Source organism: Streptomyces gelaticus (assembly GCF_014649535.1).
Taxonomy (GTDB): Bacteria; Actinomycetota; Actinomycetes; order Streptomycetales; family Streptomycetaceae; genus Streptomyces; species Streptomyces gelaticus.
This window is the reverse complement of the sequence record NZ_BMTF01000028.1, coordinates 19,233-45,222: the sequence shown is the minus strand read 5'-3', so window position 1 is coordinate 45,222 and position 25,990 is coordinate 19,233. Positions and strand designations below refer to the sequence as shown.

Here is a 25,990-nt window from a genome sequence, read left to right as displayed (position 1 = left end):
CTGCGACGATGGACGGGTGACTGAGATTCCGCGCGACACGCTGCAGGAGCAGACCTTCTACGAGCAGATCGGCGGCGAGGAGACCTTCCGGCGCCTGGTGCACCGTTTCTACCAGGGGGTCGCCGAGGACCCGCTGCTCCGGCCGATGTACCCGGAGGAGGATCTGGGCCCGGCCGAGGACCGGTTCGCGCTGTTCCTGATTCAGTACTGGGGAGGGCCCCGTACCTACAGCGAGCGGCGCGGACACCCCCGGCTGCGGATGCGGCACGTCCCGTTCCGGGTGGACCGGGCGGCGCACGACGCCTGGCTGAGCCACATGCGGGTGGCCCTCGACGAGCTCGGGCTGGCGCCGGAGCACGACCGGCAGCTGTGGGACTACCTGACGTACGCCGCGGCCTCGATGGTGAACACCCAGGACTGAGCTCTCCGCTCTTCCCTCTCCCGCCGTCTCCGGAGGCCCGGAATACGGAATGCGGTCCTCCATCACCGATATACGGTCACAATCGGATCAAGTACGGACGCAAGCGGTTTCCAAGAGCGCATGCGCCTTGAAAGCATCCGAAGAACGCCGGGGGGCGTGTGTGTGATGAGGGCCAGGGGGCGTGAGTGACGGGGTTCGTCTTTCTCCGGGTACGGGCCCATCGGCTCCTGCTCTCCGCGGCCCTCCTGGCCGTGCTGTTGACCACCTCGGTGCTGGCCGCGCTGACCGCCTTCTCCGGCTCCGTCGGCGATGCGGCGCTCCGCCAGGCCCTGACCCACCGTTCGGCGGCCGCCGCCTCCCTCGTGATGTCGGCTCAGGTGGCGCCCGCGCAGCGGGACGCGGCCGACGCGATCGCCCGGAAAGCGGCCCGCGAGGCCTTCGACGGCCTTCCGGTGACCGTCCGGACCCTGGAGACGTCGGGGGCGTACGCGCTGCCGCGCGAGCTGCGGGCCCCGCAGGCCCGGGGCGGCGAACCCGATCTCACCCACTTCGCCTCGATCGACCGCAGCCGGGTCCGTATCACCGAGGGCCGCATGCCGGCGGCGGCCGACGGGAAGCCGGGTGGGAAGTCCGCCGGGCCCGTCCAGGTCGCCCTGCCGCGGCAGGCCGCCGAGGTGCTCGGGCTGAAGCCCGGCTCACGGATCACCGTCACCGACCGGCTGACCGACAAGCCGCTGCATGTCCTGGTGACGGGCGTGTACGAGGCGTCCGACCCGGCCGATCCGTACTGGCAGCTGGACGAGCTCGGCGGGCGCGGCGTCCGCAAGCTCGCCTTCACGACCTACGGTCCGCTGCTCACCGGCCCCGGCCAGGGCGGTTCCGGACGGATCAGTTCCGGAACGGTGTCCTGGCTGGCGGCCGCTGATTTCCGCACGGTCACCACGGACCGCATCGACGCCCTGCACAGCGCCGCCACGGCCGCTCCGAAGACGGTGACCTCGGCCCCCGAGTTCAAGAGCGGTGCCACCGCGCGGACCTCGCTCCCCCGGGTGCTGGAGCAGATCGACCGCGCCCTGCTGGTCTCCCGCTCGACGCTGATGATCGTGGCCGTCCAGCTGGTGCTGCTCGCCGGATACGCGCTGCTGCTGGTGGCCCGGCTGCTGAGCAGCGAACGCGACGGCGAGACCCGCCTGTTGCGGGCCCGGGGCGGATCACGCGGCCGTATCACGGCGCTCGCCGCGATCGAGGCACTGCTGCTCGCGCTGCCCGCCGCGCTCGTCGCGCCGCTGCTCGCCGGGCCGCTCACCCGGCTGCTCGCGAGCCGCGGGTCGCTGTCCCGGACCGGGCTGCGGCTCGACGGCGGCGCAACCCCCACCGTCTGGCTGGTCGCCGTCGTCACCGCGTTCGCCTGCGCGCTGGCCGTGGTGGCGCCCGCGCTGGCCGCGGGCGCCGGGGAGCGCCGGGCCGGCCGGGCCGCATCGCTGCCCGCGCCGCTCCGGGCGGGGGCCGACCTCGGCCTGCTGGTGATCGCGGCGGTGGCGTACTGGCAGCTCGACCGCCGGGCCACGGACGTCGGCGGCGGTGCGCTGAGCGGGGACCGGCAGGGCCGGCTCGGCGTCGATCCGCTGCTGGTCGCGGCGCCCGCGCTGCTGCTGCTCGCGGGCACCGTACTGACGCTGCGGCTGCTGCCGCCCGCGGCCCGGCTCGCGGAGCGCGGCGCGGCGGGCGGCCGGGGGCTGATCGCGGCCCTGTCCGGCTGGCAGTTCAGCCGGCGCCCGCTGCGCAACGCGGGGCCCGTGCTGCTGCTGGTCCTCGCGGTGGCGATGGGCATGCTGGCCGTCGGGCAGCGCGCCTCCTGGGACCGTTCGCAGAGCGACCAGGCGGACTTCAGGACCGGTGCGTCGGTGCGCGTGACGACCGGCGCCGACGACGATCCGGCGAAGGCGGGCAGGTACGCACGGCTGCCGGGGGTACGGGAGGCCGCGCCCGCGTTCCGCACGACCACGGAGCTCTCGGGCGACCGCACCGCCGCGGTGCTCGCCCTGGACACCGCGCACGCCACCGAGCGGATGCTGATCCGCGACGACCTCGGCGACCGGCCGCGCGAGCGGCTGTTCGACCCGCTCGACCCGCCGAGGACCGCGCGGGCAGGGCTGGTGCTGCCGGAGCACAGCGAGCGGCTCCGCTTCGACGTACGGATCACGGCGGCCGGGGCACACCCGGGGACGGCCGACGATCCGGCCCTCGCCGTGCTGCTGGAGGACCGCTACGGTCTGCCCTACCGGGTGCCGGCCGGAACCGTGCCCGTGGACGGCAAGACGCATCCGGTCGACTTCGCGGTGGCGGCCTCGGGTGACCTCGCCGTGGCCGGGTTCGAGCTGAGCGGCAACCGGCCGACCGGCCCGAGCCGATCCCACCGGCTCGGCATCGGCGCCCTGCGGACCGTGACGGCCGACGGCACGGAGCGGCCGGTCCCGGTCCCCGCAGGCTTCGGCTGGCAGGCCGAGCTGACCGGCACCGGATCCGGTGGCGAGGCGGAGCCCGGCGGGGCGGTGGAGACGACGGCCTCCGCGAAGAGCCCGCTGGCCTTCGAGTACGACCCCGGCTCCGCCCCGAACATGTGGGAGTACACGCCGGCCTTCTCCGTACGGGTCACCGTGCCCCGCCCGACGGCGCCGATGCCGAAGGCCATTGTCACCGACGCGTATCTGAAAGCCGCCGGAGCGAAGAAGGGCCAGAGCGTCGATGTCACCCTGGCCGGCGAGACGGTCCGGGTGAGGATCGTGGACGTGGTGCGCCGGCTGCCGACCACCGGCACCGGCGCGGACGACTCCGCTGCCGGGCGCGTCGAGGAGGACCGCGACGGCGGAGCCCTGCTGCTCGACTTCGGGGCCGTCGGCCGGGTCTTCGCGCAGCGCCCCAACGCCGTGCTCACCGCCAACGAGTGGTGGCTGAGCACCGCCCCCGGGAAGGCCGCCGAGGCCGCCGCCGCGCTGCGGGCGCTGCCCGACACCGATCCGGCGCAGGTCCTGGTGCGGGACGAGGTCGCGCGGGAGCTGGTCGGCGATCCGCTGGGCGCCGGACCGCAGTCCGCACTGCCCGCGGTGGCGGTGGTCGCGGCGGCCCTGGCCGCGGTCGGCTTCGCGGTGAGCGCCGTCGGAGCACAGCGGGAAAGGGCCGCCGAGTTCGCCGTGCTGCGGGCGCTGGGCACCCCGCGCCGACGGCTGACCCGGATGATCGCCGCCGAGCAGGGCGTGCTGATCGCGATCGCGCTGCTGGTCGGGGCCGTGCTCGGGGCGGTGCTGAACCGCGCCGTCGTACCGCTCGTCGTACTGACCGGACAGGCCACCGCGCCGGTGCCCGGGGTGCTGGTGCAATTGCCGGCCGGGCAGATCGCGGCGCTGCTGGCAGGCGTGGCCGCGCTGCCGCTGGTGAGCGTCGTGGCGCTGGCTCTGCGCGGCGCCGACCCCGCGACCTCGCTGCGTGTCCAGGGGGACAACTGACATGACTGAGCGTTCCGTTCGTTCCGCTCGCCCCGCTCGTTCCGGCCGGGACGGCGGTGCCCGCGCCGCCGCGCCCTGGGTCCGTACCCGGCTGCGCACCGCTCCCGGCACGGCCTGGGCGCTGGGGCTGCTCGTCCTGCTGACGTCGTTCCTCGCGGCCGCCTTCCCACGCGCCGTCGAGCAGCACGAGAACGAGGGGCTGCGCCACGACATCACCGCCGCGGACCCCCGGCACAGTGTTCTGGAACTGAGCAGTCCGCAGCCCGAGTTGCAGTTCCCCCAGGCACATCGCGAGGAGGCCGTGCGCGAGGCGGCGCTGGCGTCCGTCCACCGGCAGCTGCGGTCCGCGCTGCCCGCCGAGGTGCGGCCCGGCACCGCCGATTCCGCATACGGCTTCCGCACCGGCAAACCGATCCCCGCCCCGGACGGCTGGCTGCCGAGGCCGGACCGCGTCGACCCCCAGCTGAGCTACTCCACCCTGTCCGCCCTCCCGGACCACGCCACCCTGCGCGCCGGGAAGTGGCCCGCCGTCCACGGCGAGGTCTCCGAGAACACCCCCGAGGTGGAGGGCGCGGTCACCGAGGAGACGGCGAAGGCCCTGGGGGCGAAGCCCGGTGCGGCCATCTCCGTACCGACCCAGAACGGGAAGCGGCTGACCGTCCGGATCACCGGCATCGTCGCCCCGAAGCACCCCCGGACGGTCTACTGGTCGACCCAGCCGCTGCTCCGGACCCCGGCGCTGGTCCCCGAGCCGAATCTGATCCCCCCGCGTCACTACTGGACCGCGGCCGTCCTGCTGCCGCCGGACGCCGCGCCCGCACTGCTCGCCACGACGGGCGAGCCGGAGATGTTCTGGCGGTTCGCACCGGACCCCTCCGGTCTCACCACCTCCGGCGTGGCGGGGCTGCGCTCGTCGATCGCCTCGCTGGAGGGCGGCCCCGGCCTGGTGCGGATGCGCGCGGTGGCCGGCCCCAACGCCACCTTCGCGACCGACCTGGACACGGTCCTCACCGAGTACGACACGGTCCGTACGGCGATCGGCCCCGTCGTCACGGTCGCCGCGGTGGGCATCGGGGCCGTCGCCGTCGTCGTCCTGCTGATGACCACCGGGCTGATCGGTGGGCGGCGCCGCGCCGAACTGGCGCTGCTACGGGCACGCGGCGGGTCGATGCGCGGCATCTGCGGCAGGCTGTTCGCCGAGACGGTGGTGATCGCGGTGCCCGCGGCGGCCCTGGGGCTGCTGATCACCGTGCCGTTCTTCGACGGGAGCCGGCTGTGGCCCTCCGTCGTGGGGCCCGCCGCCGTCGCCGCGCTGGTCTGCCTCGCCCAGCCGCTGGGTGCGGTGCCGGCGCACCGCAGGCCGCGACCGCCCGGGGCCCGCGAGGATCTGATGGACGCCCGCCCGTCACGGCGGCGCACGGTCGCCGAACTCACCGCACTGGTGCTGGCCGTCGCCGCGGTCGTCGCTCTGCGCCGGCGCGGTACGGGCGGCGACGGCGGCGACCTGCTGGTCAGTGCCGCCCCCGTACTCGTCGGGCTGATCGCCGCCCTGGTCCTGGTACGGCTCCTGCCGCTGCCGCTGCGTCTCGCCTCCCGGGCCGTCGCCCGGCGGCGCGGTGCGGTCGGCTTCCTGTCGCTGGCCCGCGCCGGACGGACCTCGGCGGGCGGTGCGCTGCCGCTGCTGGCGCTGCTGCTCGCGCTGACCACGGCGGCGTTCGGCGGCTCGGTGCTCACGGGTGTCGCGGACGCGCGGGACCGGGCGGCCCTGCACGCGGTCGGCGCGGACGCCCGGATCAGCGGCCTGCTCGACGCCGTGCCGCTGCCGGACCGCCTGATCCGGGAGGTACGGGCGGCAAAGGGCGTACGGGAGGTGGCGGCGGTCCAGGTGGTGTACAGCGTGCCGCTGCCCACCGACCCGGCCGGGAACAGCCGCATGAAGAGCGCCGCCGTGCTGGGCGTCGAGCCGGCGGCGTACGCGCGGCTGGCCCGGTCGACGGGCCTCGGCCCGTTCCCCGCCGACCGGTTGAGGGCCACGGGCGGCGCGGCGGCGAAGGGGTCCGCCCCGTCGAAGGACGCGGTGCTGCCCGTGATCGCGTCGCCGTCCGTCGCCGCGGAGCTCGGCGACGGGCCGCGCGAGCTTTCCACGCCTGCCGGGGACCTGCGGGTGCGCGTGGCGGGCGTCGTCGCGCGCACCGCCGCCGTCCCCGACAGCGACTTCCTGATCGTCGACTCCGCGTCGCTGACCCGCAGGCAGACCACCGCCCTGCTGGTCACCGGCGCCTCCCCGGACGCGAAGGCGCTGCGGGCGGCGGCACACCGCGCGGGCGAGGGCCTCTCCGTGAGGCTGCGCTCCGAGGAGCGCGAGGCATTCGTCGACACCCCCCTGCAGCGGGGTGCCTGGGAAATCTACGCGGCGGCGATCGTGGCCGGCGCGGGCTATGCCCTGCTCGCCGTCCTGCTGTCGCTGCTGCGGACCGCGCCGGAGCGCACGGCGCTGCTGGCCCGGCTGCGGACCATGGGCCTCACCTCCCGGCAGGGCCGACGGCTGCTCGGTCTCGAATCACTGCCGCAGGCACTGCCGGCGGCGTTCGGCGGGGTGCTGGTCGGCTGGGCGACGATCGTGCTGCTGGCACCGGGCGTCGATCTGGTGGGCCTCGCACTCTCCGCCGGGCCCGGACCCACCGCACCCGAAACCGCCGCGCTGCGGGCCGACCCGTGGTCGCTGACGCTTCCGGCGCTCGGCGTGGTCGTCCTCACCGGCGCGGTGGCCGCCGTCCAGGCGTGGTGGGCCGGCCGCCGCCGACCGATCACCGAACTCAGGTCAGGAGACCCCCGATGACCTCGCCCGACACCACACTCGCCGAGCTCGAACAGCGCGCCGTCGCGCGCCGCGACCGGCCCTCGTACGGGCACGACGCGCTGATCGCCTGCGACCGGCTGGTCCGCATCTTCTCCGCGGACGGGGTGGAGGTGCAGGCCCTCCAGGGCCTCGATCTCCTGGTCACCGAGGGCGAGTTGATGGCCCTGGTCGGCGCGTCCGGCAGCGGCAAGTCGACCCTGATGAACATCCTGGCGGGCCTCGACGTGCCGACGGCGGGGGCGGCGAAGGTCGCCGGCTGCGACCTGCTGTCGATGGGGCCGAAGGAGCGGCTGCGCTACCGGCGGGACGTCGTCGGCTTCGTCTGGCAGCAGACCGCCCGGAATCTGCTCCCGTACCTCACCGCCGTCCAGAACGTCACCCTGCCGATGCAACTGCGCGGCCGGGGCCGGATCCGGGGTGCCGAACGGGCCGCCCGCGCCGAGTCGTTGCTGCGGATCCTGGAGGTCGCGGACTGCCGCGACCGGCGCCCGCAGCAACTCTCCGGCGGGCAGCAGCAGCGGGTGGCGATCGCGGTCGCGCTCGCCAACAATCCGTCGGTGCTGCTCGCCGACGAACCGACCGGCGAGCTCGACTCGGCCACCGGCGAGCAGGTCTTCGCGGCGTTCCGCCGGGCCAACGAGGAGCTGGGCACCACCATCGTGATCGTCACGCACGACCAGGCGGTGGCCGACGAGGTCCGCCGTACGGTCGCCATCCGCGACGGCCGTACCTCCTCCGAGGTGCTGCGCCGCACCGAGGTGGACGCCGCCACGGGCCTGGAGTCCCAGGTGGCCCGGGAGTACGCGATGCTCGACCGGGCGGGCCGGCTGCAACTGCCCGCCGACTACACGGAGGCGCTCGGGATGGAGCACCGGGTGATGCTGGAGCTGGAGCACGACCACATCGGGGTCTGGCCGGACGAACAGCCGCACCCGTGACGGATGTTGGTGGGGCTGGCCCCAGGTCGCTTCGGCCGGGTGACCCGATGTTCTCGCACCGCGTACGCCCCTAGCGTCGTGCGGGAGTCATCCACCTGATCCGAGGAGCACGATGCGCGTCGCCCCACTGCTCACCGCCGGCATCGGCCTGACCGGCCTACTCGCGGGCGGTGTGCCCGCGTCGGCCACCCCCGCCGCGCCCGCCGCGCCCGTCCACCAGCGGCTCGTCTGGGGCCCCTGCCCGCCCCGGCAGCAGGAGCTGAACGAGGCGGGCGCGCAGTGCACGAAGGTGACCGTTCCCCTCGACTACGCCGACCCCGGAGGTCCGACGATCAAGATCGCCGTCTCCCGCATCAAGGCCGGCACCGAGCACGGCGGGCGGCGGGGCGTCCTGCTGTCCAACCCGGGCGGTCCGGGCGGCACCGGGCTCGCCAACACCCTTTATCTGCGCCCCGCGTTGAAGGACGTCGCGGACCGCTACGACCTGATCGGCTTCGATCCCCGATTCCTCGGCGAGTCCACTCCGATCGCCTGCGGACCCGCCGCCCCGGCACCCGCGCCCGGCCCGACCACGACCCGCCGCGAGGACTTCGAGCAGTCGGTGCGGTCCGCCCGCGACACCGCGCGCCGCTGCCTGGAGCACGGGGACAACGCACGGCTCCTCCCGCACGCCACGTCCAGGAACGTCGCCCGCGACATGGACGCGATCCGCGCGGCACTGGGCGAGCGCAGACTGTCGTACTACGGCGTCTCGTACGGTGCCGATCTGGGCGCCGTCTACACCCAGATGTTCCCCCGCCGCGCCGACCGCATCGTCATCGACTCCTCGACCGACCCGGCGGCCACCCAGTACGAACTCTTCCAGCGGGCCGGCCGGCCGCTCGAAGAGGCACTGGACGCCTGGGCCGGATGGACCGCACGGCGGGACGGCACCTACCGGCTCGGCAGCACGCCGGCCGAAGTGCGGTCGAGCGTCCAGCGCCTGCTCGACGGGGCCGAGCGGCGCCCGGTCACCGTCTCCGGCGTCCGGCTCGACGCGCCGTTGCTGCGCCTGGTGCTGAGGCAGCTCATCCAGCACGAGGAGTACGACCCGGCGCTCGCCGGTACGGTGCGCGACCTGGCCGACGCCGCCGCGGGCAGGCCGGTCGAGCCCGGCCCGGAGCTCGCCGCCATGCTCGAACTGCTCGCTTCGCCCGAGCTGGCGGACAGCATGCTGGGCGGGGCCCTCTTCATGTGCGGCGACAGCGGCTGGCCGGCCGGTGGCTGGCCGAGGAACCCGGAGACGTACTGGCAGAACATGGAGCGCAGCCGCACCACCCAGCCCGTCTTCGGCCCGCTCGTCAACAGCATGGTGGCCCCGTGCGCGTTCTGGACGAGCACCTCCCGCGAGCCCGCCACGGTGATCGGCAACGACGTACCGGTGCTGATGCTCCAGGCCCGGCGCGACAACAACGTCCCCTACGAAGGGGCCTTGGCCCTGCACCGCCGGCTGACCGGTTCACGGCTGGTGACGGCGGACATCCGCTCGCACGGGGTGTACGGGCGCGGACTCGACGGCCTCACCCCCGTCCCCTGCGCCGACGAGGCCGTCAACGGCTACCTGCGCGACGGCACGCTGCCCGGCGCCGACCTGACCTGCTCCCGCACCGGGGAGGGCCGGTGATCAGCAGACGTACGGGCCTGGCGGCCACGGCGGCGGCCCTGCTCACCGGGGCGTCCGGACCCGCGGCGAAGGCCGCCGCACCCCACCGCGCCGACCGGATCGGCGGCCGTCTCCAGAGCGATGTGGACGCGATCCTGGCCACCGGCGCCACCGGCGTACTGGCCGAGGTCCAGAGCGCCCACGGCCGCACGACGGCCCGTGCCGGAACCGCCGGCCTGCGGACACCGCACCACCCGGTCCCCTGGGACTCCTCCTACCGGATCGGCAGCGACACCAAGACCTTCACGGCCACGCTCGCCCTCCAGCTGGCGGGCGAGGGGCGGCTCGCGCTCACGGACACCGTCGAGCGGTGGCTGCCCGGCGCCGTGCGGGGCAACGGCAACGACGGCCGCAGGATCACGATCGCCAACCTGCTGCGCCAGACCAGCGGGCTGAACGACTATCTCGCCGTCTCACCGGACGCGGCCGACGCGTTCACCCCGGACGGCTACCGCCGGGCGCGGTTCCGACCCACGACCCCCGAGAACCAGCTGAAGGCGGCCCTGAGCCGGCCGCCCCTGTGGGTACCGGACGCCGAACACCCCGCCCGGGAACGGCGCTGGGGCTACTCCAACACCAACTACGTGCTGGCGAGCCTGATCATCGAGCAGGTGACCGGCAATCCCTGGGCGCAGGAGATCCACGACCGGATCATCGAACCCCTGGGCCTGCGCCGCACGTTCACACCGGGGACCTCGCCGTACCTGCCCCGGCCCACGGCCACCGCGTACACCTGGTTCCCCGGCTGCGCCCGGCCGACCGACACGACGCTGGCCTTCGGCGGCGGAGCGGACGGCTCCGTCATCAGCACCACCCACGACCACGGGGTCTTCCTGCGCGCCCTGATGAGCGGCCGGCTGCTGCGCCCGGCCCAGCTGTCCGCGATGAAGGAGACGGTCGTGGCCGAGGACTGGGTGGCGGCGCCGGGGGTCCGTTACGGACTGGGCATCGCCTGGCGCCCGGTGGCGGGGAGCGACGGCGGGATCTGGTTCCATGGCGGAACCCATCTGGGGATCGTCTCCGAGAGCGGGGTGACGCCGGACGGTGCGCGGGCCGCGACCAGTGCCACGTTCACCCTGCGGATGGGCGACCCGGCACAGGACGCCCAGAACCTGGCCGCGCTCCGGCTGGTGGACAGGGCCCTGACCGGTTAGGCCCCTCCGGCGGATCAGGGGCGGACCGGGGGCGGACCTGCCTCAGTCCTCCCGGTCCGTCCGGACGGTTCCTGTCGCGGGCCTCTCGTTCAGCCCGCGCCCACCGTCACGGCGAGCGTGCCGAGCCCGCTGCCCGCTCCGCGCACGGCGATCGAGCCGAACGGGGTGCGCAGCCGCAGCCAGGACCCGGCCGCGAGCAGGGCGACCGGAAAGTCCGGCGCCGGGCGGAGGAAGCCGAGGGACTGGGCGGCGTGCACGGCCCGCAGCGGAAGTCCGGTACCGGCGAGCGTGCGCGACCAGATCTCGCGGCCGATCCGGTCCCGCTCCGCCCGGGTGCGGCGTTCCTCGGGCAGGGCCTCGTCGCGGGAACGGAACTCCGCCACCGCGGCGGTGACCGCGGTGCGCAGGGAGACCGGGCCGGGCAGGCCCGGCAGTTCGTGCCAGCCGCCGCGCGGCGGGAGGACACCCGTCCACGGCGGCCCGGTGACGGGTGCCGGGATCACTCCGGCGTCGGTGGACTCCCCGAGGGATTCGAGGAGTTCACCGGCGGACACGGTGAGGTCGAAGTCGTCCGGCACGGCCAGCCGCGCCGCCCGGATCGCCAGCACCTCGAACGACGGCGGCCTGCCGAAGACGGCCAGCGCACCGCCGCCCGCCTGCATCCGCACCGCGGCGGCCCGGTCGTAGTGGAGCAGCCGGCCGAGGAAGGCCGCGAGATCCGCGGCCTCCCTCGGGTCGGCGAACTCCAGCGACCGTACGGGCACCGTCATGCTGCGGCCGGCTCCTCGGCCAGGAACTGCTGGAGGTAGAGCTTCTCCTCGGCGGAGATCCGCCGGGGCCGCTCCTCGGCCAGGTTGTACGGCACGACGACGGTCGACGCCCGTACGTACACCTGGTCCGGGTCCTTGATCTCGTACGCGATCGTCAGCGACGCCGCGCCGATCTTCGTGACCCACGACTCGACGGTCACCGGCTCGTGCCGGTGGACCAGCGGACGCACGTAGTCGATCTCGTGCCGGGCCACGACGGAGCCGCCCGAGAAGGACGGCGAACCGTCCCCCGGCGCCAGCCGGAACATGAAGTCGATGCGTGCCTCCTCCAGGTAGCGGAGGAAGACCACGTTGTTCACATGGCCGAAGGCATCCATGTCCGACCAGCGCAGCGGGCAGCTGTAGATGTGACGAGCCAAGACGATCAGCCTCGCGTGAGCTTCTTGTACGTGGCGCGGTGCGGGCGGGCCGCGTCCGCGCCGAGGCGGTCGACCTTGTTCTTCTCGTACGACTCGAAGTTGCCCTCGAACCAGTACCACTTGGATTCGCCCTCGTACGCCAGGATGTGCGTGGCGACGCGGTCCAGGAACCAGCGGTCGTGGGAGATGACCACCGCGGCGCCCGGGAACTCCAGGAGGGCGTTCTCCAGCGAGGACAGGGTCTCGACATCGAGGTCGTTGGTGGGCTCGTCGAGGAGCAGCAGGTTGCCGCCCTCCTTGAGGGTCAGCGCCAGGTTGAGGCGGTTGCGCTCACCACCGGACAGGACGCCGGCCGGCTTCTGCTGGTCCGGGCCCTTGAAGCCGAACGCGGAGACATAGGCCCGCGAGGGCATCTCGACCTGGCCGACGTTGATGTAGTCCAGCTCGTCCGAGACGACGGCCCAGAGGGTCTTCTTCGGGTCGATGTTGGCGCGGGACTGGTCGACGTAGGAGATCCTGACCGTGTCACCGATCTTGATGGAGCCGGTGTCGGGGGTCTCCAGGCCCTGGATCATCTTGAACAGCGTGGTCTTGCCCGCGCCGTTCGGACCGATGACGCCGACGATGCCGTTGCGCGGCAGCGTGAACGACAGGTCGTCGATGAGGACCTTGTCGCCGAAGGCCTTCGAGAGGTTCTCGACCTCGACGACGATGGAACCGAGCCGCGGGCCCGGCGGGATCTGGATCTCCTCGAAGTCCAGCTTCCGCATCTTCTCCGCCTCGGCCGCCATCTCCTCGTAACGGGCGAGTCGGGCCTTGGACTTGGTCTGCCGGCCCTTGGCGTTGGAGCGGACCCACTCCAGCTCTTCCTTGAGGCGCTTGGCGCGCTTCTCGTCCTTGCGGCCCTCGACCTTGAGGCGGGCGGCCTTCTTGTCGAGGTACGTGGAGTAGTTGCCCTCGTAGGGCAACGCGCGGCCGCGGTCGAGTTCGAGGATCCACTCGGCGACGTTGTTCAGGAAGTAGCGGTCGTGCGTGACGGCGACGACGGCGCCCGCGTACTTCGAGAGGTGCTGCTCCAGCCAGTTCACCGACTCGGCGTCGAGGTGGTTGGTGGGCTCGTCGAGGAGCAGCAGGTCGGGGGCCTCGATCAGCAGCTTGCAGAGGGCGACGCGGCGCTTCTCACCACCGGAGAGGTTGACGACGGGCCAGTCGCCGGGCGGGCAGCCCAGGGCGTCCATGGCCTGCTCCAGCTGGGCGTCCAGGTCCCACGCGTTGGCGTGGTCCAGGTCCTCCTGGAGCTTGCCCATCTCGTCCATGAGCTCGTCGGAGTAGTCGGTCGCCATGAGCTCGGCGACCTCGTTGAAGCGCTTGAGCTTGCCCATGATCTCGGCGGCGCCGTCCTGGACGTTCTCCAGGACCGTCTTCGCCTCGTCGAGCTGCGGCTCCTGCATGAGGATGCCGACGCTGAATCCGGGCGACAGGAACGCGTCACCGTTGGAGGGCTGCTCCAGGCCCGCCATGATCTTCAGCACCGTGGACTTACCGGCACCGTTGGGGCCCACGACACCGATCTTCGCGCCGGGCAGAAAGTTCAGGGTGACGTCATCGAGGATCACCTTGTCGCCGTGCGCTTTGCGCGTCTTGCGCATGGTGTAGATGTACTCAGCCAAGAGAAACCGTCCGGCTATCGATGTGTGGGCAGATACACCCCATCTTGCCTGACGGCCGCCTCTCTACGGAAACCAGTCTCACCGGGGGCCTGCGACCTGCCCCTTCACCGTCCCCGCTCGTGGCGGATCCATCACTGGCCGTCGCCGCCGGTCACTGAGGCCTCGTAGGTGCCGCGGACCTGCCCGTCGGCGGTGTTGAGGACCGAGGGGGCCATCCCCGCATCGTCGCGGACCCAGGCACCGCCGTCGGTCGGCGAGAACAGGGGTGCGGCCGCCATGCGAAGGCCCCGGTGCGCGTCGGCGTACCGGGGCCTTCAGCAGGCGGACGTGGCAGTCCGCTCCTGTTCGTCACCCCCTGGATCCGGCTGCGGGGCGACGGTGCGGGATCACTGTGCGGAGGTCTGGTCCTTGCGCTTGCGGAGGAGGAAGACCGCGCCGCCGCCGACGACGACGAGGGCGATCGCGACGCCCGCGATGACGGGGGTGGCGCTGGAGCCACCGGTCTCGGCGAGGTCACCCGAGCCGCCGGTCGAGCTGCCGCCGGACGTGGCCGGGGTCTTGTCCCCACCGGTCTGGGTCTCGGTGCCGCCCGTGGCGCTGCCGCTGGTCTTGCAGTCCAGGACGCCCTTGAACGTCTTCGTGAAGCCACCGGGGCCGGTGATCGTGAAGTCGTACGCCTGGTCCTCGGCGACCGGGACGGTGACCGTCTCGGACTTGCCCGCCTCGATGGTGTGCTTCACACCGGCCAGCTCGAAGGTGAAGGCCTCGTCGCCCTCGTTGGACGCGGTGACGTCCACGCCGCCCTTGGCGCAGTTCTTCTTCGCCGAGACGGCCGGGATCGCGCCCTTCTTGGCCCAGGTCCCGGTGGCGACCGCGGAGACCGTGGTCTCGCTGGAACCGGCCAGGATCATGGTCTGGCTCTTGGTCACACCGGCGAAGGCCCGGCCGACCGGCACCGAGGTGGTGGCCTGGACGGTCAGCGAGGCGGTGCCGTCGGCGGCGCCCTCCGGCACGTCGAAGTAGAGCTCGGCGCCGTTGGCCGCGGCGGTGAGGGGCTTGCCGGCCTTGTCGGTGACCTTCACACCGCTGGCGGCGTCGGCGGGCGGGGTCACGGAGACCTGGCCGGCGTTGGTGCGGACGGTGACCGGGCCGAGCCGCTCACCGGACTTGCCGGAGACCGCGGCCGGGTCCAGGGCGAGGGACGCCTTGGGCTCGGCCTGATCGACGGCGCTGTCCTCCAGCCAGTCGGCGAGCTTCTCGGCCTGACTGTCGCTGGCCTCGATGTCGACGTTGTCCGAGTAGCGCCAGATGGCGACCTGCGTGCCCGCCGCCGCGGTCTTCTCGGTGAGCGGCCCGGTGCCGGCCTTCTGGGCGAGCTCCGCGAGGTCGTCGACCTGCGGGTAGGAGTGCTCCAGGATCCAGCGGATCTTGCCGGCGTTCTTGTTGCTGCCGAGCGAGGTCTGGTTCCAGGGGGTCTCCAGGTACTTCGCCTGGTCCTGGGTGGGGTTGTGGATGTCGATGCAGTACGTCTTGAGCTTGCCGCCGCCGTCGACGGTCATCTCGAAGAGGCCGGCGGGCAGCTCCTGGTTCCTGCCGTCCGCGTGCAGCACGGCGCGGTCGAAGGTCTTCAACCCGTCCAGCACCGCTGCCGCGCCGCCCTGGTGCTGCGGCGTCTCGTCTGCGACCGCGCCGCCCGCGCCGACGAGGGCGCCTGCCATGACCAGACCCGATGCCACCACTGATGCGGCCAGCCGGGCCATGCCGCGCCGCCTCGGAGAACTGGCCGTCGTCTCCAAGGACGACGAAGCGGTCGCTGAAGAAGCAGAAAACACAGAATTCCCCTCCGGGCGGGACCTTCCGCGCCTGATGCGCGTGTGGGGACTGCCCCGCCAGTCGACTCAAGTGCCCCGTGAGTACTGGGGAATCCTAAGGACGAAGCGATGAACAGTCCCCCGTCGTACCGTCGTACAACCATTCCGAATCGGAATCGTTATCGCCGGTATCACTCGCGTTCGCCACCCCGGCCCAACCCAGTCTATTTCCGGCCCTTTTTCAGCCCCTTTTCAGCCACTGTCGGCCTGTCACGGCACCGACACCAGCTCCTGCGCGGCTTTCTGACGCCCCGTCGACCGCTTGTTCCCGGAACGTTCCGCCTCTCCCCCGGGCCCCCCGGGATCGCCCGGCCCGTCGCCCGGCCCGTCGCCCGGCCTTTCGTCCGGCCTGTCCGCGCTCCCCACCCGCGCCGTCAGCGCGGGGTCCCCCCGCATGACCCGTCGGAACGCGGCGGTCCCCCGTGTCAGATCGTGACCCACCGCGACCGCCTCGATGTCCACGAACGTCCGCCGCTGCCCCTCGCGTTCCTCCTCGCGCACCTTCAGCCTGCCGTGCACGACGAGTGGCTCCCCGACCGAAACGGAACCGGCCAGATTCAAGGCCAGGGTCCGCCAGGCCCACACGGTGTAAAAGCTGGTGTGCCCGTCCGTCCAGAGCTGTTTCTCGCGGTCCCAGCGGCGCGGCGTCACCGCGAACCGGAATCGCGCCATTCCTCCGGTCGCGGTCTCCCGGAATTCCACGCCCGTTGCCGCATTGCCCACCAATGTCACCAAGGTGTCGTTCATGACTCCGCCTCCCCTTCGGCCTTCGGATCAGCGATCGCGTCCACGCGGTCACTGGTCCCAGGTTGAAGGGGAGGCGGAAATCCTGCCGGCGCCTGTGGACTACCCGCCGGTTGTGGAAATCTCCGTCACCGCCGCGTACCTCTCCCGCACCTCGCGGTACCGCACGTGTTCGGCGGCCACCGGATCGAGCACCCGGGCCCGGCCGCAGGCCGCCGCCGCCTCGCGCAACTGCCGCTCGGCCTCCTGCCCGTACCGTCGCGCCGGCCCACGCGCCGCGGCCGCGCACGACCACTCCACCAGGGGGCCGCCGACGATCCCTGCCATCATCACCAGGGCGGGCGTGAGGTACCCCGGTTCGAGTACGCCGACGATCTGGCCGACCAGCCAGAGACCGCCGAAGATCTGCAGCAACGTCATCGACGCCTGCGCCAGCACCGCGGCGGGCCACCACCTCGGCCGCGGCGGCTTCCCGCCCACCCGGCCGCTGTGCGCCGCACCGGAGGCCCCGGCCACCCCCGTCACCACGACCGCCGCACCGTCCGGCACCTGCTCCGCGCCGGCCCTTTCCGCCAGCGCGTCGAGCGCTTCCGGCAGCCCCTCGGCACCCTGCACCGCGGCCTCGCGGACCGCCTGCGCCCAGGGGCCCGGCAGCCCGTCGGAGGCCTCGTCCGCCACCGCCCGTACCGCCTGCTCGACGCACTGGCGGGCGGTGAGCTGCTCCTCGGGCGGATCGGGCAGCGCCGGGTGCTCCAGACTCCCGGACCGCCGGGTGGACTCGTACCAGCGCCACAGCCGCAGCCAGGGCGTGCCGCACGCCCGTCCTGCGTTCCTGCGCCACTCGCGCTCGGCCGCCTGCCCCGCCGCGGACGCGCCGACGGCGTCCGCCAGCCGGTCGGCGAACTCCTCGCGGGCCCGTTCGCCGAGACCGGGGCGCCCCTCGGCCACGTACACCGGGCGGAGCCCGGCCGCGGCGGCGTCCACGTCCGCGGAGAGTCTGCGCGCCGCCGCGGTGCGCTCCTGGACGAACCGGCCGAGCACCTCGCGCAGTTCGCCGACGCCCTCGCCGGTGAGCGCGGACAGGGACATGACGGTGGCGCCGGGTTCGCCGTGCTCGCCGAGGGCCATGCCGTCCTCGTCGAGCAGCCGGCGCAGATCGTCGAGGACCAGGTCGGCGGCGTCGCCGGGCAGCCGGTCGATCTGGTTGAGGACGACGAAGGTGATCTCGGCGTGCCCGGCGAGCGGCCGCAGATAGCGCTCGTGCAGGGCCGCGTCCGCGTACTTCTCCGGGTCGACGACCCAGATCACGGCGTCGACCAGCCCGAGCACCCGGTCGACCTGTTCGCGGTGTTCGGTCGCCGCCGAGTCGTGGTCGGGGAGGTCGACGAGGACGAGCCCCCGGAGGGCCTCGTCGGCGTCCGCGCCGCCCTGCTGCGGCCTGCGCCTGAGCCGGCCGGGGATGGCGAGCCGGTCGAGCAGTCCGGCGGCCCCGTCGGTCCAGGAGCAGGCGAGGGGGGCGGCGGTGGTCGGCCTGCGCAGCCCGGTGTCGGAGATCTGGGCGCCGGCGAGGGTGTTGAAGAGCGTCGACTTGCCGCTGCCGGTGGCCCCGGCGATGGCGACGACGGTGTGCCGGGAGGAGAGCCGCTGTCGGGCCGCCGCTTCGTCCAGCACCCGGCCCGCCTCGGCGAGGGTGTCCCCGTCGAGCCGGGCCCTGGACAGCCCGACGAGTTCGCGCAGCGCGTCGAGCCGCGGCCTGAGCGGTCCGCCGGAGGGCACGTAGGCCTCGACCTGGGGCGGCCGTACGTCGTCGTCCGGAGCGGTTTCGAGCTCGGGATCCGCCGCCCTGGCCTTCGCCCGCCGTGCGATGAGCCCGTCGTTCCACTCCCGGCCCGCCTCGGGGATCCGGCCCGCGTCCGGGACCTGACCCGGCCCGTCCGGTTCCTCGTGGGAAGCGGGACCGACGACCCGGCCGGGCCCCTCGTCAGTGACGGCAGTCATCGCTGCCTCCTCTCCTTCTGCAGTACGGACAGCGCGGCGATCAGTTCGGCCTGCGGCTCGGGGGCCACGTCGAGCGCGTCGAGCGGTGCGAGCCGCCGGTCGCGCTCGCCGTTCAGCACCCGGTCGAGGCAGTCGGTGAGCAGCGCCCCGCCCTTGTCGCGCAGCCGCAGCGCGCCCTGGGCGCCGATCCGTTCGGCGAGCTGCTCCCCGGCGCCCCGGGCGCGGCGCCCGCCGAGCAGTGCGGCGGCCAGCAGCGCGGCCACGGTCTCGGCGTCGGGGGCGGCGTTGCGTTCCAGGCTGCGCACCTCTTCCTCGGCCAGCTCCTCCAGGACCCGCCACCACCGCCGCACGGCCATGGTGATCCGGCCCCGGATGTCCTCGGCGGGCCCCCAGCCCCCGGCCTCCCGGCCGATGCCCTCGAAGCCGAAATTCCCGGCCGCGGGCTCGCGCTGCCAGGTCGTGCGGATCTGTTCGTCGGCGGCGGCCACGGCGCACCGGAGGAGCGCGGAAAGGCTTTCGACCAGTGCTTCGAGGAGTTCGCCGGAGGTGCTGTACAGCGGGTATCCGCGCCATCTGGTGCGGGCGTCCCCGGCGAGCACGCCGCCGTTGCGCAGCCTGCGCCGGACCCGGGCGCCCTCCGTGCGGTACGCGTCCTCGACCACGCCGGTCAGCCGCACGGCCGCCGCGTACTGCGCCGCGACGGCCCCGGCCAGCTCTGGCATCCGTACGTCCAGCGAGTCGATGACCCCGGCCGCCGTGCGCCCCACCGCCTGCTGGCGGGCCGCCGGATCCTGGGCGCGGTGGGTGAGCCAGGCCCGCAGCGGGGCGACGGCCGTAGTGGGCAGCAGCCCGCTGCCGCCGCCGGCCGATTCGGGCAGCTCGGGAATGGTGAAGCGCGGCACCTCGCCGAGACCCGCCCGGGTGAGCAGCGCCCCGTACTGCCGCGACACCTCGGCGATCACCTGGTGCGGCACCCGGTCGAGAACGGTGACGAGCGAGGCGTCGTACTCCTTGGCGGTACGCAGCAGATGCCAGGGCACCGCGTCCGCGTACCGGGAGGCGGTGGTCACCATCACCCACACGTCGGCGGCGCAGATCAGCTCGGCGGCCAGCATCCGGTTGCGCACCACGAGCGAGTCGATGTCGGGGGCGTCGAGCAGCGCGAGCCCGCGCGGCAGTCCGGGCGAGGTCTCGACCCGCAAGGCGGTCCCGTCCTCCTTCTCGCACCCGTCGAGCCTGTCGAGGTCCTCGCGCCGGCCGGGCGCCCGGGACTCCTCCGGCGGCAGCCAGACCCGGGTCAACTGCGGCAGGATGCGTACCCCGGCGAACCAGTGGTGATCATCCGGATGGCAGACGAGCACGGGTGTCCGGGTGGTCGGCCGCAGCACCCCGGCCTCGCTGACCGGCCGGCCCACCAGCGAGTTGACCAGCGTCGACTTGCCCGCCCCGGTCGATCCGCCGATGACCGCGAGCAGGGGTGCTTCGGGATCCCTGAGCCGGGGAAGCAGATAGTCGTCGAGCTGGGCGAGCAGCTCTCCCCGGGTCTGCCGGGCGCGCGCGGCCCCGGGCAGCGGAAGTGGAAGACGCACGGCGGCGACACGGTCGCGCAGGGCGGAGAGTGCGTCGATGAGCTGAGGCCGTACGTCCAAGGTCACCACATGCGAAGAATGCCCAATTTTGGAGCCTTTTTGAAGCGTATAGCCACCCCTGCGCGCCGGTTCTCCCTCAGGGACGAAGTCGGGACAGAGGGGACGAGTGGGGCGCAGGCATAACGAGTGCACAACACCCGGGGCGCGAGGCGCGAAAAGCGCTGCGCAAATCCCACCCACCTGCGATTATCGGTTCGCTTCACCGAACCTCCACATCGTGCCACGCAGGTGAAGCAACCAGGTCGAGGCGATCGGAGCCCTATCCTTGTCCCGGCAGGTCACCGACCGGCCCGGCCCCAGGGCTCCAGGCCGCCGAGGCCACCACCCGGCCCCCGTAGCTCAGTGGATAGAGCAGGCGCCTTCTAAGCGCTTGGCCGCAGGTTCGAGTCCTGCCGGGGGCGCACACATGGCCTCACCTGCGGAAACGCCGGTGAGGCTTCTTTTTGGCGCGAAGCACATCGCTTATGCGCCAAGCGCCTCGACTGCCCACGATAGCGGGCAGCATGGGATCGACACTGCCGCCCGCCGCGCTGACGACCTCGCGACCGAGGCGAACCGACGCGGGTCGGCGGTGTCGACACTGACGGGCGACGTGCGGGTGCTGCGCGCTCAGATCAAAGCGAAGGGCGAGACACCTGCAGCGCCGCATCCTGGCCGTGCAGTGGCGGATCTACCGGACCGGGCGCAGGCCCCGGTTCCGATCCCTGGCCCGGCTGGTCCCCGCGGTGAGCAGGGTGCTACCGGTCCGGCGGGCAAGGACGCGCCGACGCCCACACCGGTACCCGGCCCGTCTGGTCCGCCGGGAGCGGCATGGGCGACGGCCACCGGGCCGCCCGGTCCAGCAGGCGCGGACGGGAAGAATGGGGCCAACGGCGCCGACGGGCGTGACGGCGCAGACCTGCCCCGACGGAGACTCGCTCCGGCCGCCGCCGGCGATCCGGACGGACTGATGTGTCGCCGGACCGAGTAGCCCGGACTCCTCACCGTCCCCGACTGTCGCTGGCCTGCCTGCCGACCGTCGCCGCTCCTGACCTCTGGGTTTCGCTCCGCTTCTGCCGCTCCGGAAGGGAACGTAATCGCGTTGCGATCGGCAGCCAGCCACGATCGGCGCTGCCCGTCGACGAAGGCATGGTCAACCAGGAGGTGCGACATTCCTTCGCCTGGGGGGTATGTGCCGTAGTGCTCACAAACGGCTGCCCGCGACCCCCAGACTGTCGCTGTTTGTAATCGCTCGACAGCAAAGGGCTGTGAAAGAGAAAATGCGCACCACAACTCGAGGTACCAGCCGCGTCCTCGCGCTCGCTCTCGGCGCAGCGACGTCTCTGACCGTTCTGTCCGGCACCGCCTCGGCTGCCGACATCGACGCCCCCTACGCCCGCGCCGCCGCGAAGGTGGCCGGCAACGCCACGCTCCTGGGCGGCAAGAACGTCCAGTCGGTCACCCGGGGCAGCGGCGTTGGCGTCTACTGCATCAAGGTCCCGTCCCGTGCCGTGAGCGACCTTTCCACTGCGGCGATCGTCGCCACGCTCAACAACTTCCGAGGAGAGATCACCGCCATCGGTGCGCCGCACTCCTACTGTGGCAACGACGCCAACACCATCACCATCGTCACCAGCGACAGCAGCGGCAAGGGCGCAGACCGGCCGTTCACCGTAGCCGTCCTGTAACGGCCCACCACCACCGTGGGGCGCAGACCGTGCGCCGTGCCCCCGTAAGAGGGCTGCGCAGTCATCGGCGGGTGACAGGCAACGCGTGCACCCCCTCCGCCGGCGGCTCCATGATGGTCGAATGCCCGGTTCCGGCCCGCTCTCTCAGTGCACAACAGTCGTAACCCATGACACGCCCCCTGCCTGGCCTCGGCCGGTGCAGGGGGCGGTTCTTGTGCGCCCGGTTTCAGTCGAGAGGCGTGGACTGGTGTGCCGCCGCGATGGCATCGATCCGAGCGGCAAGGTCAAAGTCAGCCTCAGTCAGCTTGTAGCCGGCATCGTGCGTGGGTCGCGACACCGGCGTGATACCGGCCAGAGCGCCGCTGATCAGGTGATTGGCCGACCGCCAGGGCCAGAAGGACAGCGGATAGCGGGGCGACGGCAGGGCCTGCCACACGGTGCGGGGGTGCATGGCCTCACCGTAGGAGGCGGTCCCCGGGGCGGGGACATACCCGCTGCCCGACTTCCGGGGGTGGGGCCGGCCCCACCCCCGGGGCCTGGACGCGAGGTCAGCGGTTGAACGACGATCCCAGCGTCGCGGCCGTTCCCACCGTGCCCAGCGCTCCGTGGCCGAAGGTGAACGAGCCCTTGGCCGTCAGGCCCTTCTCCGTGGTCGGGAAGACCCACAGGGAACCGGAGTTGCCGTTCTCGCCGGGGGCGCCGACGGCCAGTTCGCTGCGGCCGTCGCGGTTGGCGTCGACCAGCTTGGCCGCGGCGCCGAACAGGTCGCCGGCCTCGGCCGCCCCGGGGACGTCCGTCGTGTCCTGGTTGAAGCCCACCGTGCCGGTCCCGGTCGGGCCGGACGCGGTGCCGGGGAGGACCAGGACCGAACCCGCGTCCTTCTTCGTGCCGATGTCCTCCCGGGGGACGCCGACGGCGATGTCGCCGTAGCCGTCGCCGTTCATGTCGCCGATCGACAGCGAGCTGCCGAATCCGTCGTGCACCTCGGCGGCGCCGGGGACACCGGCGCTGTCCTGGTTGAAGACCTTGGCCCGGTCGCCGCGCGGGCCGGTGGCGCTGCCCGGCACGTAGGTGATCATGCCGCCCAGGGCGAGCGGATAGTCCAGATCGCTGTCGTAGCCCTCGACCGTGCGGCCCACGACGAGGTCGGCGTACTTGTCACCGTTGATGTGGCCGGCCGCGATGGTCTCGCCGCCCTGGAGACGGTAGCCGTTGGGCCGGTTGACGGTGGTGTAGTTCTCGGCGAGGCCGGTGGCGCCGCCGTTGCGGACGATGATGCGCCGGGCGTCGTACTCGTCGCCGTCGTGGACGACTGCCGCCAGGTCGTCGCGGCCGTCGCCGTTGAAGTCGCCCGCGGCGATGTCCATGAAGCGCAGATCGTCCATGTCGGGGATCTTCCGGACGGGGGCCGCCGCGCTGCCGTCGCGCTTGAACGGGCCGGACAGGACCCGGATGTCGCCCCCCGAGAAGGTGACGACGTCCATGGCGCCGTCGCCGTCGAAGTCGCCGACTGCGGTCTTGGAGCCGACCCCGGCGTACTGTTCCTCGCCGTTCAGGAGGGTCGCGCCGCCGGAGAGTCCCTGCGCGCCGCCCCAGATGACGGTGAGCGAACCGGACTGCTTGGACGTGCCGGTCTGTTCGTTGCCCGCGCCGACCACGAGGTCGCTGAAGCCGTCCTTGTCCAGGTCGGCGGAGACCATCGAGCTGCCGAACGCGTCACCGGTCTCGGCGTCGTCCGGTATTCCGGGCGAGTTCTGGGTGAAGACCTGCTTGGTGGAGGTCTGCGGTCCGTTCTTGGAGCCGAACACCACGCCCACGTATCCGGCCTTGGCCTTGCCGTCGACCGTGGCACCGGGCGCGGTGAACGCCAGGTCCGGGTAGCCGTCCCCGTTGAAGTCGTCGCGTCGCGGGGCCGGTGCGGGCACGGCCCCGTTCGCGGACGCCGACACCGAGGACGTGGCGCGGTCGGGCGTCGACGCCTGGGCGGTGGGGAAGGTTGTCACGGCGGTCGCCACGGCGATGGCGAGGACCACGGTGGTTCCTAGGACACGGGATGCCACGTGGACTCCTTCGTTCAGATTTCGGAAGGTTCGGGTGGACAGTGCGGTGCGTCGGTGGAGCACCGGCGCTGTGCAGAATCAGACAGGCCTCGGCGCGCGACGGTTGCCTCCCGGAAGCGACCGTTACAGCTCTGCCACTCGAACGACCGGCGAACCCCGGATGACGAAATCCCATCGCCGTGGCCGGAGTTGAACGGCGGGATGCCCGCCATGACGACTCCGGCTCCCGCCGGAGCGCTGTCCGGCTCCGCCTGCCCCGCGCGGCGGCGGCCCGCCGGTCCCCTCCGGCCCGTGTCCGCGCGGCCGGGTCCTGTCCGGCGGATCAGGGCCGGGCAGGCCTAGAACTCCGCCCCGACCACGGCCAGCAGGGCGAACGCGGCGAGGGACAGCAGCGTCCTGACGCGGTGGAGCCGGTTCCAGCGGGACTCGAACGCCGCGCGGGCCGCACTGTCGTCGCCGCCCTCGGACTTTGCGAGTGCCTGGTTGAGCGGGATGTTTCCGGCGATCGTGATCAGGTGGCCGGCGATGGCGCAGACCAGTGCCGCGACGGCGAGCATCCGGTCCGGGCCGCCGTCGCCGCCGACGACCACGGCGGCCGGGAAGGCGATCACACCGAGGAAGAGGACCAGGAAGGCCGGTCCCGGCACCTTTTCGTTGAAGCGGCGCATGGCGGCCGTGAACCGCTCGTCGGGCAGTGCCCCGATGCCCGGCATGATCGCGATCAGGAAGGTCAGCATGAATCCGGCGTAGAGGCCCGTGGTGATCACGGCGAGTGCCAGGAACAGGGAGGACAGGGTGGAGGACATGAGGCACATCATGTCCTCGGCGGGCGCGCCGCCGCTCCCCGTTCAGCCCAGTTCGCCTTCCGGCACTTCCCCGGAACCTCTGCCTCCCGGGCCGTTCTTGAGCCGGTCGGCCCGGCCGATCATGATCGCCAGCTTCTGTACCGACGCGTCCTCGGTCTCGGCGGCCAGCTTCCTTGCGTGCGCGGAGAGTTCACCGAGTCCGGGCGCGCCGGGCAGCCGGCCGCCGCGCAGTTCTTCGGCGAAGTACGCGGCGGTCGCGGTCACTTGGAGGCGCTTGCTGTCGCCGCCCCACAGCGGTCCGTCGATCGCGTCCGTGGTGACCGTGCCCTGCTGCTCGTGCGGCGCCCGGGTCCTGGGGTCGAGCCAGCGCACGGTCGCCGTCGCCACATGGCCCGAGGCACCGGCCCTGAGGCGTACGGCGTACAGCGCGGTCACCGTGTGGCCGGGGCCGACCTCGCCGCCGTCGACGCGGTCGTTGCGGAAGTCCTCGTCGGCGACCTTGCGGTCCTCGTAGCCGATGAGCCTGAACTGCTTGACGGTGTCCCGTTCGAAGGCGACCTGGGCCTTGGCGTCGCGGGCCGTCAGTTCGAGGTGGGCGGGCAGCTGGTCGACGAAGACCTTGCGGGCCTGCTCCTCGTCGGCGACGTACGTGGTGTGGCCGTCGCCCCTGTTGGTGAGCTGCTCCATCAGCGCGTCGCCGTATTCGCTGCCGACGCCGACCCCGAAGAGGGTGATGCCGTGGTCCCGGCGGGCGGAACCGATGCGCTCCAGGATGGCTTCGGCGTCGGTCTCGCCGGTGTTGGCGAGGGCGTCGGAGAGCAGGACGACCCGGTTGTTGGCGCCCTCGACGCGGCCGTCGAGAGCCTCGTCGTAGCCGCGGCGGACACCGGCCTCCACATTGGTGGAGTCGGTGGCCTCCATGGAGTCGATCCGGTCGCGGATCCGGCCGCGGTGGTCCCGCAGCCGGGTCATCGGCAGCAGGGTCTTCGCCTCGTCGCTGAAGGTGACCAGGGAGACCGAGTCGTCGTCGCGGAGTTCGTCGGTGAGGATGTCCAGGGACTTCTTCACCAGGTCGAGACGGCCCGTCTCGGCCATCGAGCCGGAGATGTCGACGACGAAGGTGAGTGCGGCGGGCGGGCGTTCCTCGCGGGCGGGAGCGGCGCGGGTGGCCAGCCCCACCCGCACCAGCGACCAGTCGCCGCCCTTCGCCCCCGCGCGGGCCCCGTCGACGTTCACGCTGAAGCCGTTGCCGGCCGGGCGCCGGTAGCCCTGGCGGAAGCTGTTGACGAACTCCTCGGGCCGCACCGTGGACGGATCCGGCAGGCCGTTGTCGTCGAGGGTGCGGCGGGCGTAGCCGTAGGAGGCGGTGTCGACGTCCAGGGCGAAGGTGGAGAGGTAGTCGGGCGGTGCGGACTCCCGCAGCCCGTCCCGCTTCTTCGTCCCGTCGCTGTCGGCCGCGCCGCCCGGCGCGGCGGGCTCCGGAGCCTGGCGCGGGCCGTCGCCCCGGCCGTCGGTGGCGGCCTTGTTCACGCTCGACGTCCCGGAGCACCCGGTGAGCAGCACCCCGCCCGCCAACAGCACCCCGAGTGCGCCCTGCCATCTCCGCCCGTGCTTCTTCGCGTACGTGCCTGTCCGGCGTTCCATCGCCTGCCCCCAACGTCCTCGTGCCAGCACTTGTGAATGTGACGTGCGGGACGGCGCCCAGGAGCCGACGAAGACATTGCGGATGGATCTCGATGCGGCAACGGAGGCCGGAAG

General features: G+C 72.8%; 18 protein-coding genes, 1 tRNA gene and 1 pseudogene. 8 read left to right on the top strand and 12 right to left on the bottom strand.

All coding sequences use genetic code 11. The features are described from left to right. Nucleotides 1–16 precede the first annotated feature (16 nt). The 6 genes from IE107_RS29565 to IE107_RS29540 all read left to right on the top strand — a co-directional run bounded on the left by IE107_RS29565 (nucleotide 17) and on the right by IE107_RS29540 (nucleotide 10,578). Nucleotides 17–421, top strand: a complete 405-nt coding sequence (locus tag IE107_RS29565; RefSeq protein ID WP_189547419.1) for a globin — start codon at nucleotides 17–19, stop codon at nucleotides 419–421. Nucleotides 422–606: 185 nt separating this feature from the next. Beyond that, entirely contained in the window at nucleotides 607–3,924 is a 3,318-nt protein-coding gene (locus IE107_RS29560; RefSeq protein ID WP_189547418.1) for an FtsX-like permease family protein, read from the top strand. A gap of 1 nt (nucleotide 3,925) precedes the next feature. Continuing rightward, nucleotides 3,926–6,763 carry a permease-like cell division protein FtsX gene (locus IE107_RS29555; RefSeq protein ID WP_229867341.1) on the top strand — a complete coding sequence of 946 codons (2,838 nt, stop codon included), beginning with the start codon at nucleotides 3,926–3,928 and terminating at the stop codon, nucleotides 6,761–6,763. Continuing rightward, nucleotides 6,760–7,722, top strand: a complete 963-nt coding sequence (locus IE107_RS29550) for an ATP-binding cassette domain-containing protein (RefSeq protein ID WP_189547417.1) — start codon at nucleotides 6,760–6,762, stop codon at nucleotides 7,720–7,722. The genes IE107_RS29555 and IE107_RS29550 overlap by 4 nt, the downstream gene beginning before the upstream one ends. A gap of 112 nt (nucleotides 7,723–7,834) precedes the next feature. Further along, complete coding sequence (locus IE107_RS29545) at nucleotides 7,835–9,385, top strand: alpha/beta hydrolase (protein ID WP_189547416.1); 1,551 nt, start codon at nucleotides 7,835–7,837, stop codon at nucleotides 9,383–9,385. Next, nucleotides 9,382–10,578: a serine hydrolase domain-containing protein gene (locus IE107_RS29540; protein WP_189547415.1), complete on the top strand. Its 1,197-nt coding sequence runs from the start codon at nucleotides 9,382–9,384 to the stop codon at nucleotides 10,576–10,578. Before IE107_RS29545 ends, IE107_RS29540 begins: the two co-directional genes overlap by 4 nt. A gap of 89 nt (nucleotides 10,579–10,667) precedes the next feature. Here the strand turns inward: IE107_RS29540 and IE107_RS29535 are convergent, their stop codons facing one another. The 8 genes from IE107_RS29535 to IE107_RS29500 form a co-directional block, all read right to left on the bottom strand. Then, complete coding sequence (locus tag IE107_RS29535; protein ID WP_189547414.1) at nucleotides 10,668–11,348, bottom strand: DUF8010 domain-containing protein; 681 nt, start codon at nucleotides 11,346–11,348, stop codon at nucleotides 10,668–10,670. Then, nucleotides 11,345–11,767 carry an acyl-CoA thioesterase gene (locus IE107_RS29530; protein WP_189547413.1) on the bottom strand — a complete coding sequence of 141 codons (423 nt, stop codon included), beginning with the start codon at nucleotides 11,765–11,767 and terminating at the stop codon, nucleotides 11,345–11,347. The genes IE107_RS29535 and IE107_RS29530 overlap by 4 nt, the downstream gene beginning before the upstream one ends. A 5-nt stretch (nucleotides 11,768–11,772) precedes the next feature. Beyond that, nucleotides 11,773–13,437 (bottom strand): energy-dependent translational throttle protein EttA, encoded by a 1,665-nt coding sequence (gene ettA / locus IE107_RS29525; protein ID WP_189547412.1) that lies wholly within the window; start codon nucleotides 13,435–13,437, stop codon nucleotides 11,773–11,775. A 131-nt stretch (nucleotides 13,438–13,568) separates the two neighbouring features. Then, nucleotides 13,569–13,715 (bottom strand): hypothetical protein, encoded by a 147-nt coding sequence (locus IE107_RS29520; protein WP_189547454.1) that lies wholly within the window; start codon nucleotides 13,713–13,715, stop codon nucleotides 13,569–13,571. Between the two features lie 108 nt (nucleotides 13,716–13,823). Beyond that, nucleotides 13,824–15,269, bottom strand: a complete 1,446-nt coding sequence (locus IE107_RS29515; RefSeq protein WP_229867340.1) for a Cys-Gln thioester bond-forming surface protein — start codon at nucleotides 15,267–15,269, stop codon at nucleotides 13,824–13,826. 249 nt (nucleotides 15,270–15,518) lie between these two features. Beyond that, entirely contained in the window at nucleotides 15,519–16,055 is a 537-nt protein-coding gene (locus tag IE107_RS29510; RefSeq protein WP_189547410.1) for a single-stranded DNA-binding protein, read from the bottom strand. A gap of 99 nt (nucleotides 16,056–16,154) precedes the next feature. Continuing rightward, the gene (locus IE107_RS29505; protein ID WP_189547409.1) at nucleotides 16,155–18,050 is read right to left on the bottom strand and encodes a YfjP family GTPase; all 1,896 of its coding nucleotides are present in this window, start codon (nucleotides 18,048–18,050) and stop codon (nucleotides 16,155–16,157) included. After that, nucleotides 18,047–19,699 carry a dynamin family protein gene (locus IE107_RS29500; protein ID WP_189547450.1) on the bottom strand — a complete coding sequence of 551 codons (1,653 nt, stop codon included), beginning with the start codon at nucleotides 19,697–19,699 and terminating at the stop codon, nucleotides 18,047–18,049. Before IE107_RS29500 ends, IE107_RS29505 begins: the two co-directional genes overlap by 4 nt. Nucleotides 19,700–20,027: 328 nt before the next feature. Between IE107_RS29500 and IE107_RS29495 the strand changes: the two genes are divergently transcribed. Together IE107_RS29495 and IE107_RS29490 are read left to right on the top strand one after the other, a co-directional pair. Beyond that, nucleotides 20,028–20,100 (top strand) — tRNA-Arg (locus IE107_RS29495). 858 nt (nucleotides 20,101–20,958) lie between these two features. Then, on the top strand, nucleotides 20,959–21,366 hold the full coding sequence (locus IE107_RS29490) for a hypothetical protein (RefSeq protein WP_189547408.1): 408 nt from the start codon (nucleotides 20,959–20,961) through the stop codon (nucleotides 21,364–21,366). A 226-nt stretch (nucleotides 21,367–21,592) separates the two neighbouring features. Here the strand turns inward: IE107_RS29490 and IE107_RS29485 are convergent. The 4 genes and pseudogenes from IE107_RS29485 to IE107_RS29470 form a co-directional block, all read right to left on the bottom strand. Next, nucleotides 21,593–21,691: pseudogene (locus tag IE107_RS29485) on the bottom strand (4a-hydroxytetrahydrobiopterin dehydratase); the annotation flags it as partial. A 223-nt stretch (nucleotides 21,692–21,914) separates the two neighbouring features. Then, the gene (locus IE107_RS29480; protein WP_189547407.1) at nucleotides 21,915–23,426 is read right to left on the bottom strand and encodes an FG-GAP and VCBS repeat-containing protein; all 1,512 of its coding nucleotides are present in this window, start codon (nucleotides 23,424–23,426) and stop codon (nucleotides 21,915–21,917) included. 338 nt (nucleotides 23,427–23,764) lie between these two features. Continuing rightward, nucleotides 23,765–24,232 carry an anthrone oxygenase family protein gene (locus IE107_RS29475; RefSeq protein WP_189547406.1) on the bottom strand — a complete coding sequence of 156 codons (468 nt, stop codon included), beginning with the start codon at nucleotides 24,230–24,232 and terminating at the stop codon, nucleotides 23,765–23,767. Nucleotides 24,233–24,274: 42 nt separating this feature from the next. After that, on the bottom strand, nucleotides 24,275–25,876 hold the full coding sequence (locus IE107_RS29470) for a vWA domain-containing protein (RefSeq protein ID WP_189547405.1): 1,602 nt from the start codon (nucleotides 25,874–25,876) through the stop codon (nucleotides 24,275–24,277). Nucleotides 25,877–25,990 lie beyond the last annotated feature (114 nt).

Bases quoted from the DNA above. Each gene is read 5' to 3' on its own strand.
- IE107_RS29470 (WP_189547405.1), bottom strand. From the start codon at position 25,876: ATGGAACGCCGGACAGGCACGTACGCGAAGAAGCACGGGCGGAGATGG.
- IE107_RS29555 (WP_229867341.1), top strand. From the start codon at position 3,926: ATGACTGAGCGTTCCGTTCGTTCCGCTCGCCCCGCTCGTTCCGGCCGG.
- IE107_RS29520 (WP_189547454.1), bottom strand. From the start codon at position 13,715: ATGGCGGCCGCACCCCTGTTCTCGCCGACCGACGGCGGTGCCTGGGTC.
- IE107_RS29505 (WP_189547409.1), bottom strand. From the start codon at position 18,050: ATGACTGCCGTCACTGACGAGGGGCCCGGCCGGGTCGTCGGTCCCGCT.
- IE107_RS29535 (WP_189547414.1), bottom strand. From the start codon at position 11,348: ATGACGGTGCCCGTACGGTCGCTGGAGTTCGCCGACCCGAGGGAGGCC.
- IE107_RS29490 (WP_189547408.1), top strand. From the start codon at position 20,959: ATGCGCACCACAACTCGAGGTACCAGCCGCGTCCTCGCGCTCGCTCTC.
- IE107_RS29545 (WP_189547416.1), top strand. From the start codon at position 7,835: ATGCGCGTCGCCCCACTGCTCACCGCCGGCATCGGCCTGACCGGCCTA.
- IE107_RS29510 (WP_189547410.1), bottom strand. From the start codon at position 16,055: ATGAACGACACCTTGGTGACATTGGTGGGCAATGCGGCAACGGGCGTG.
- IE107_RS29475 (WP_189547406.1), bottom strand. From the start codon at position 24,232: ATGTCCTCCACCCTGTCCTCCCTGTTCCTGGCACTCGCCGTGATCACC.
- IE107_RS29550 (WP_189547417.1), top strand. From the start codon at position 6,760: ATGACCTCGCCCGACACCACACTCGCCGAGCTCGAACAGCGCGCCGTC.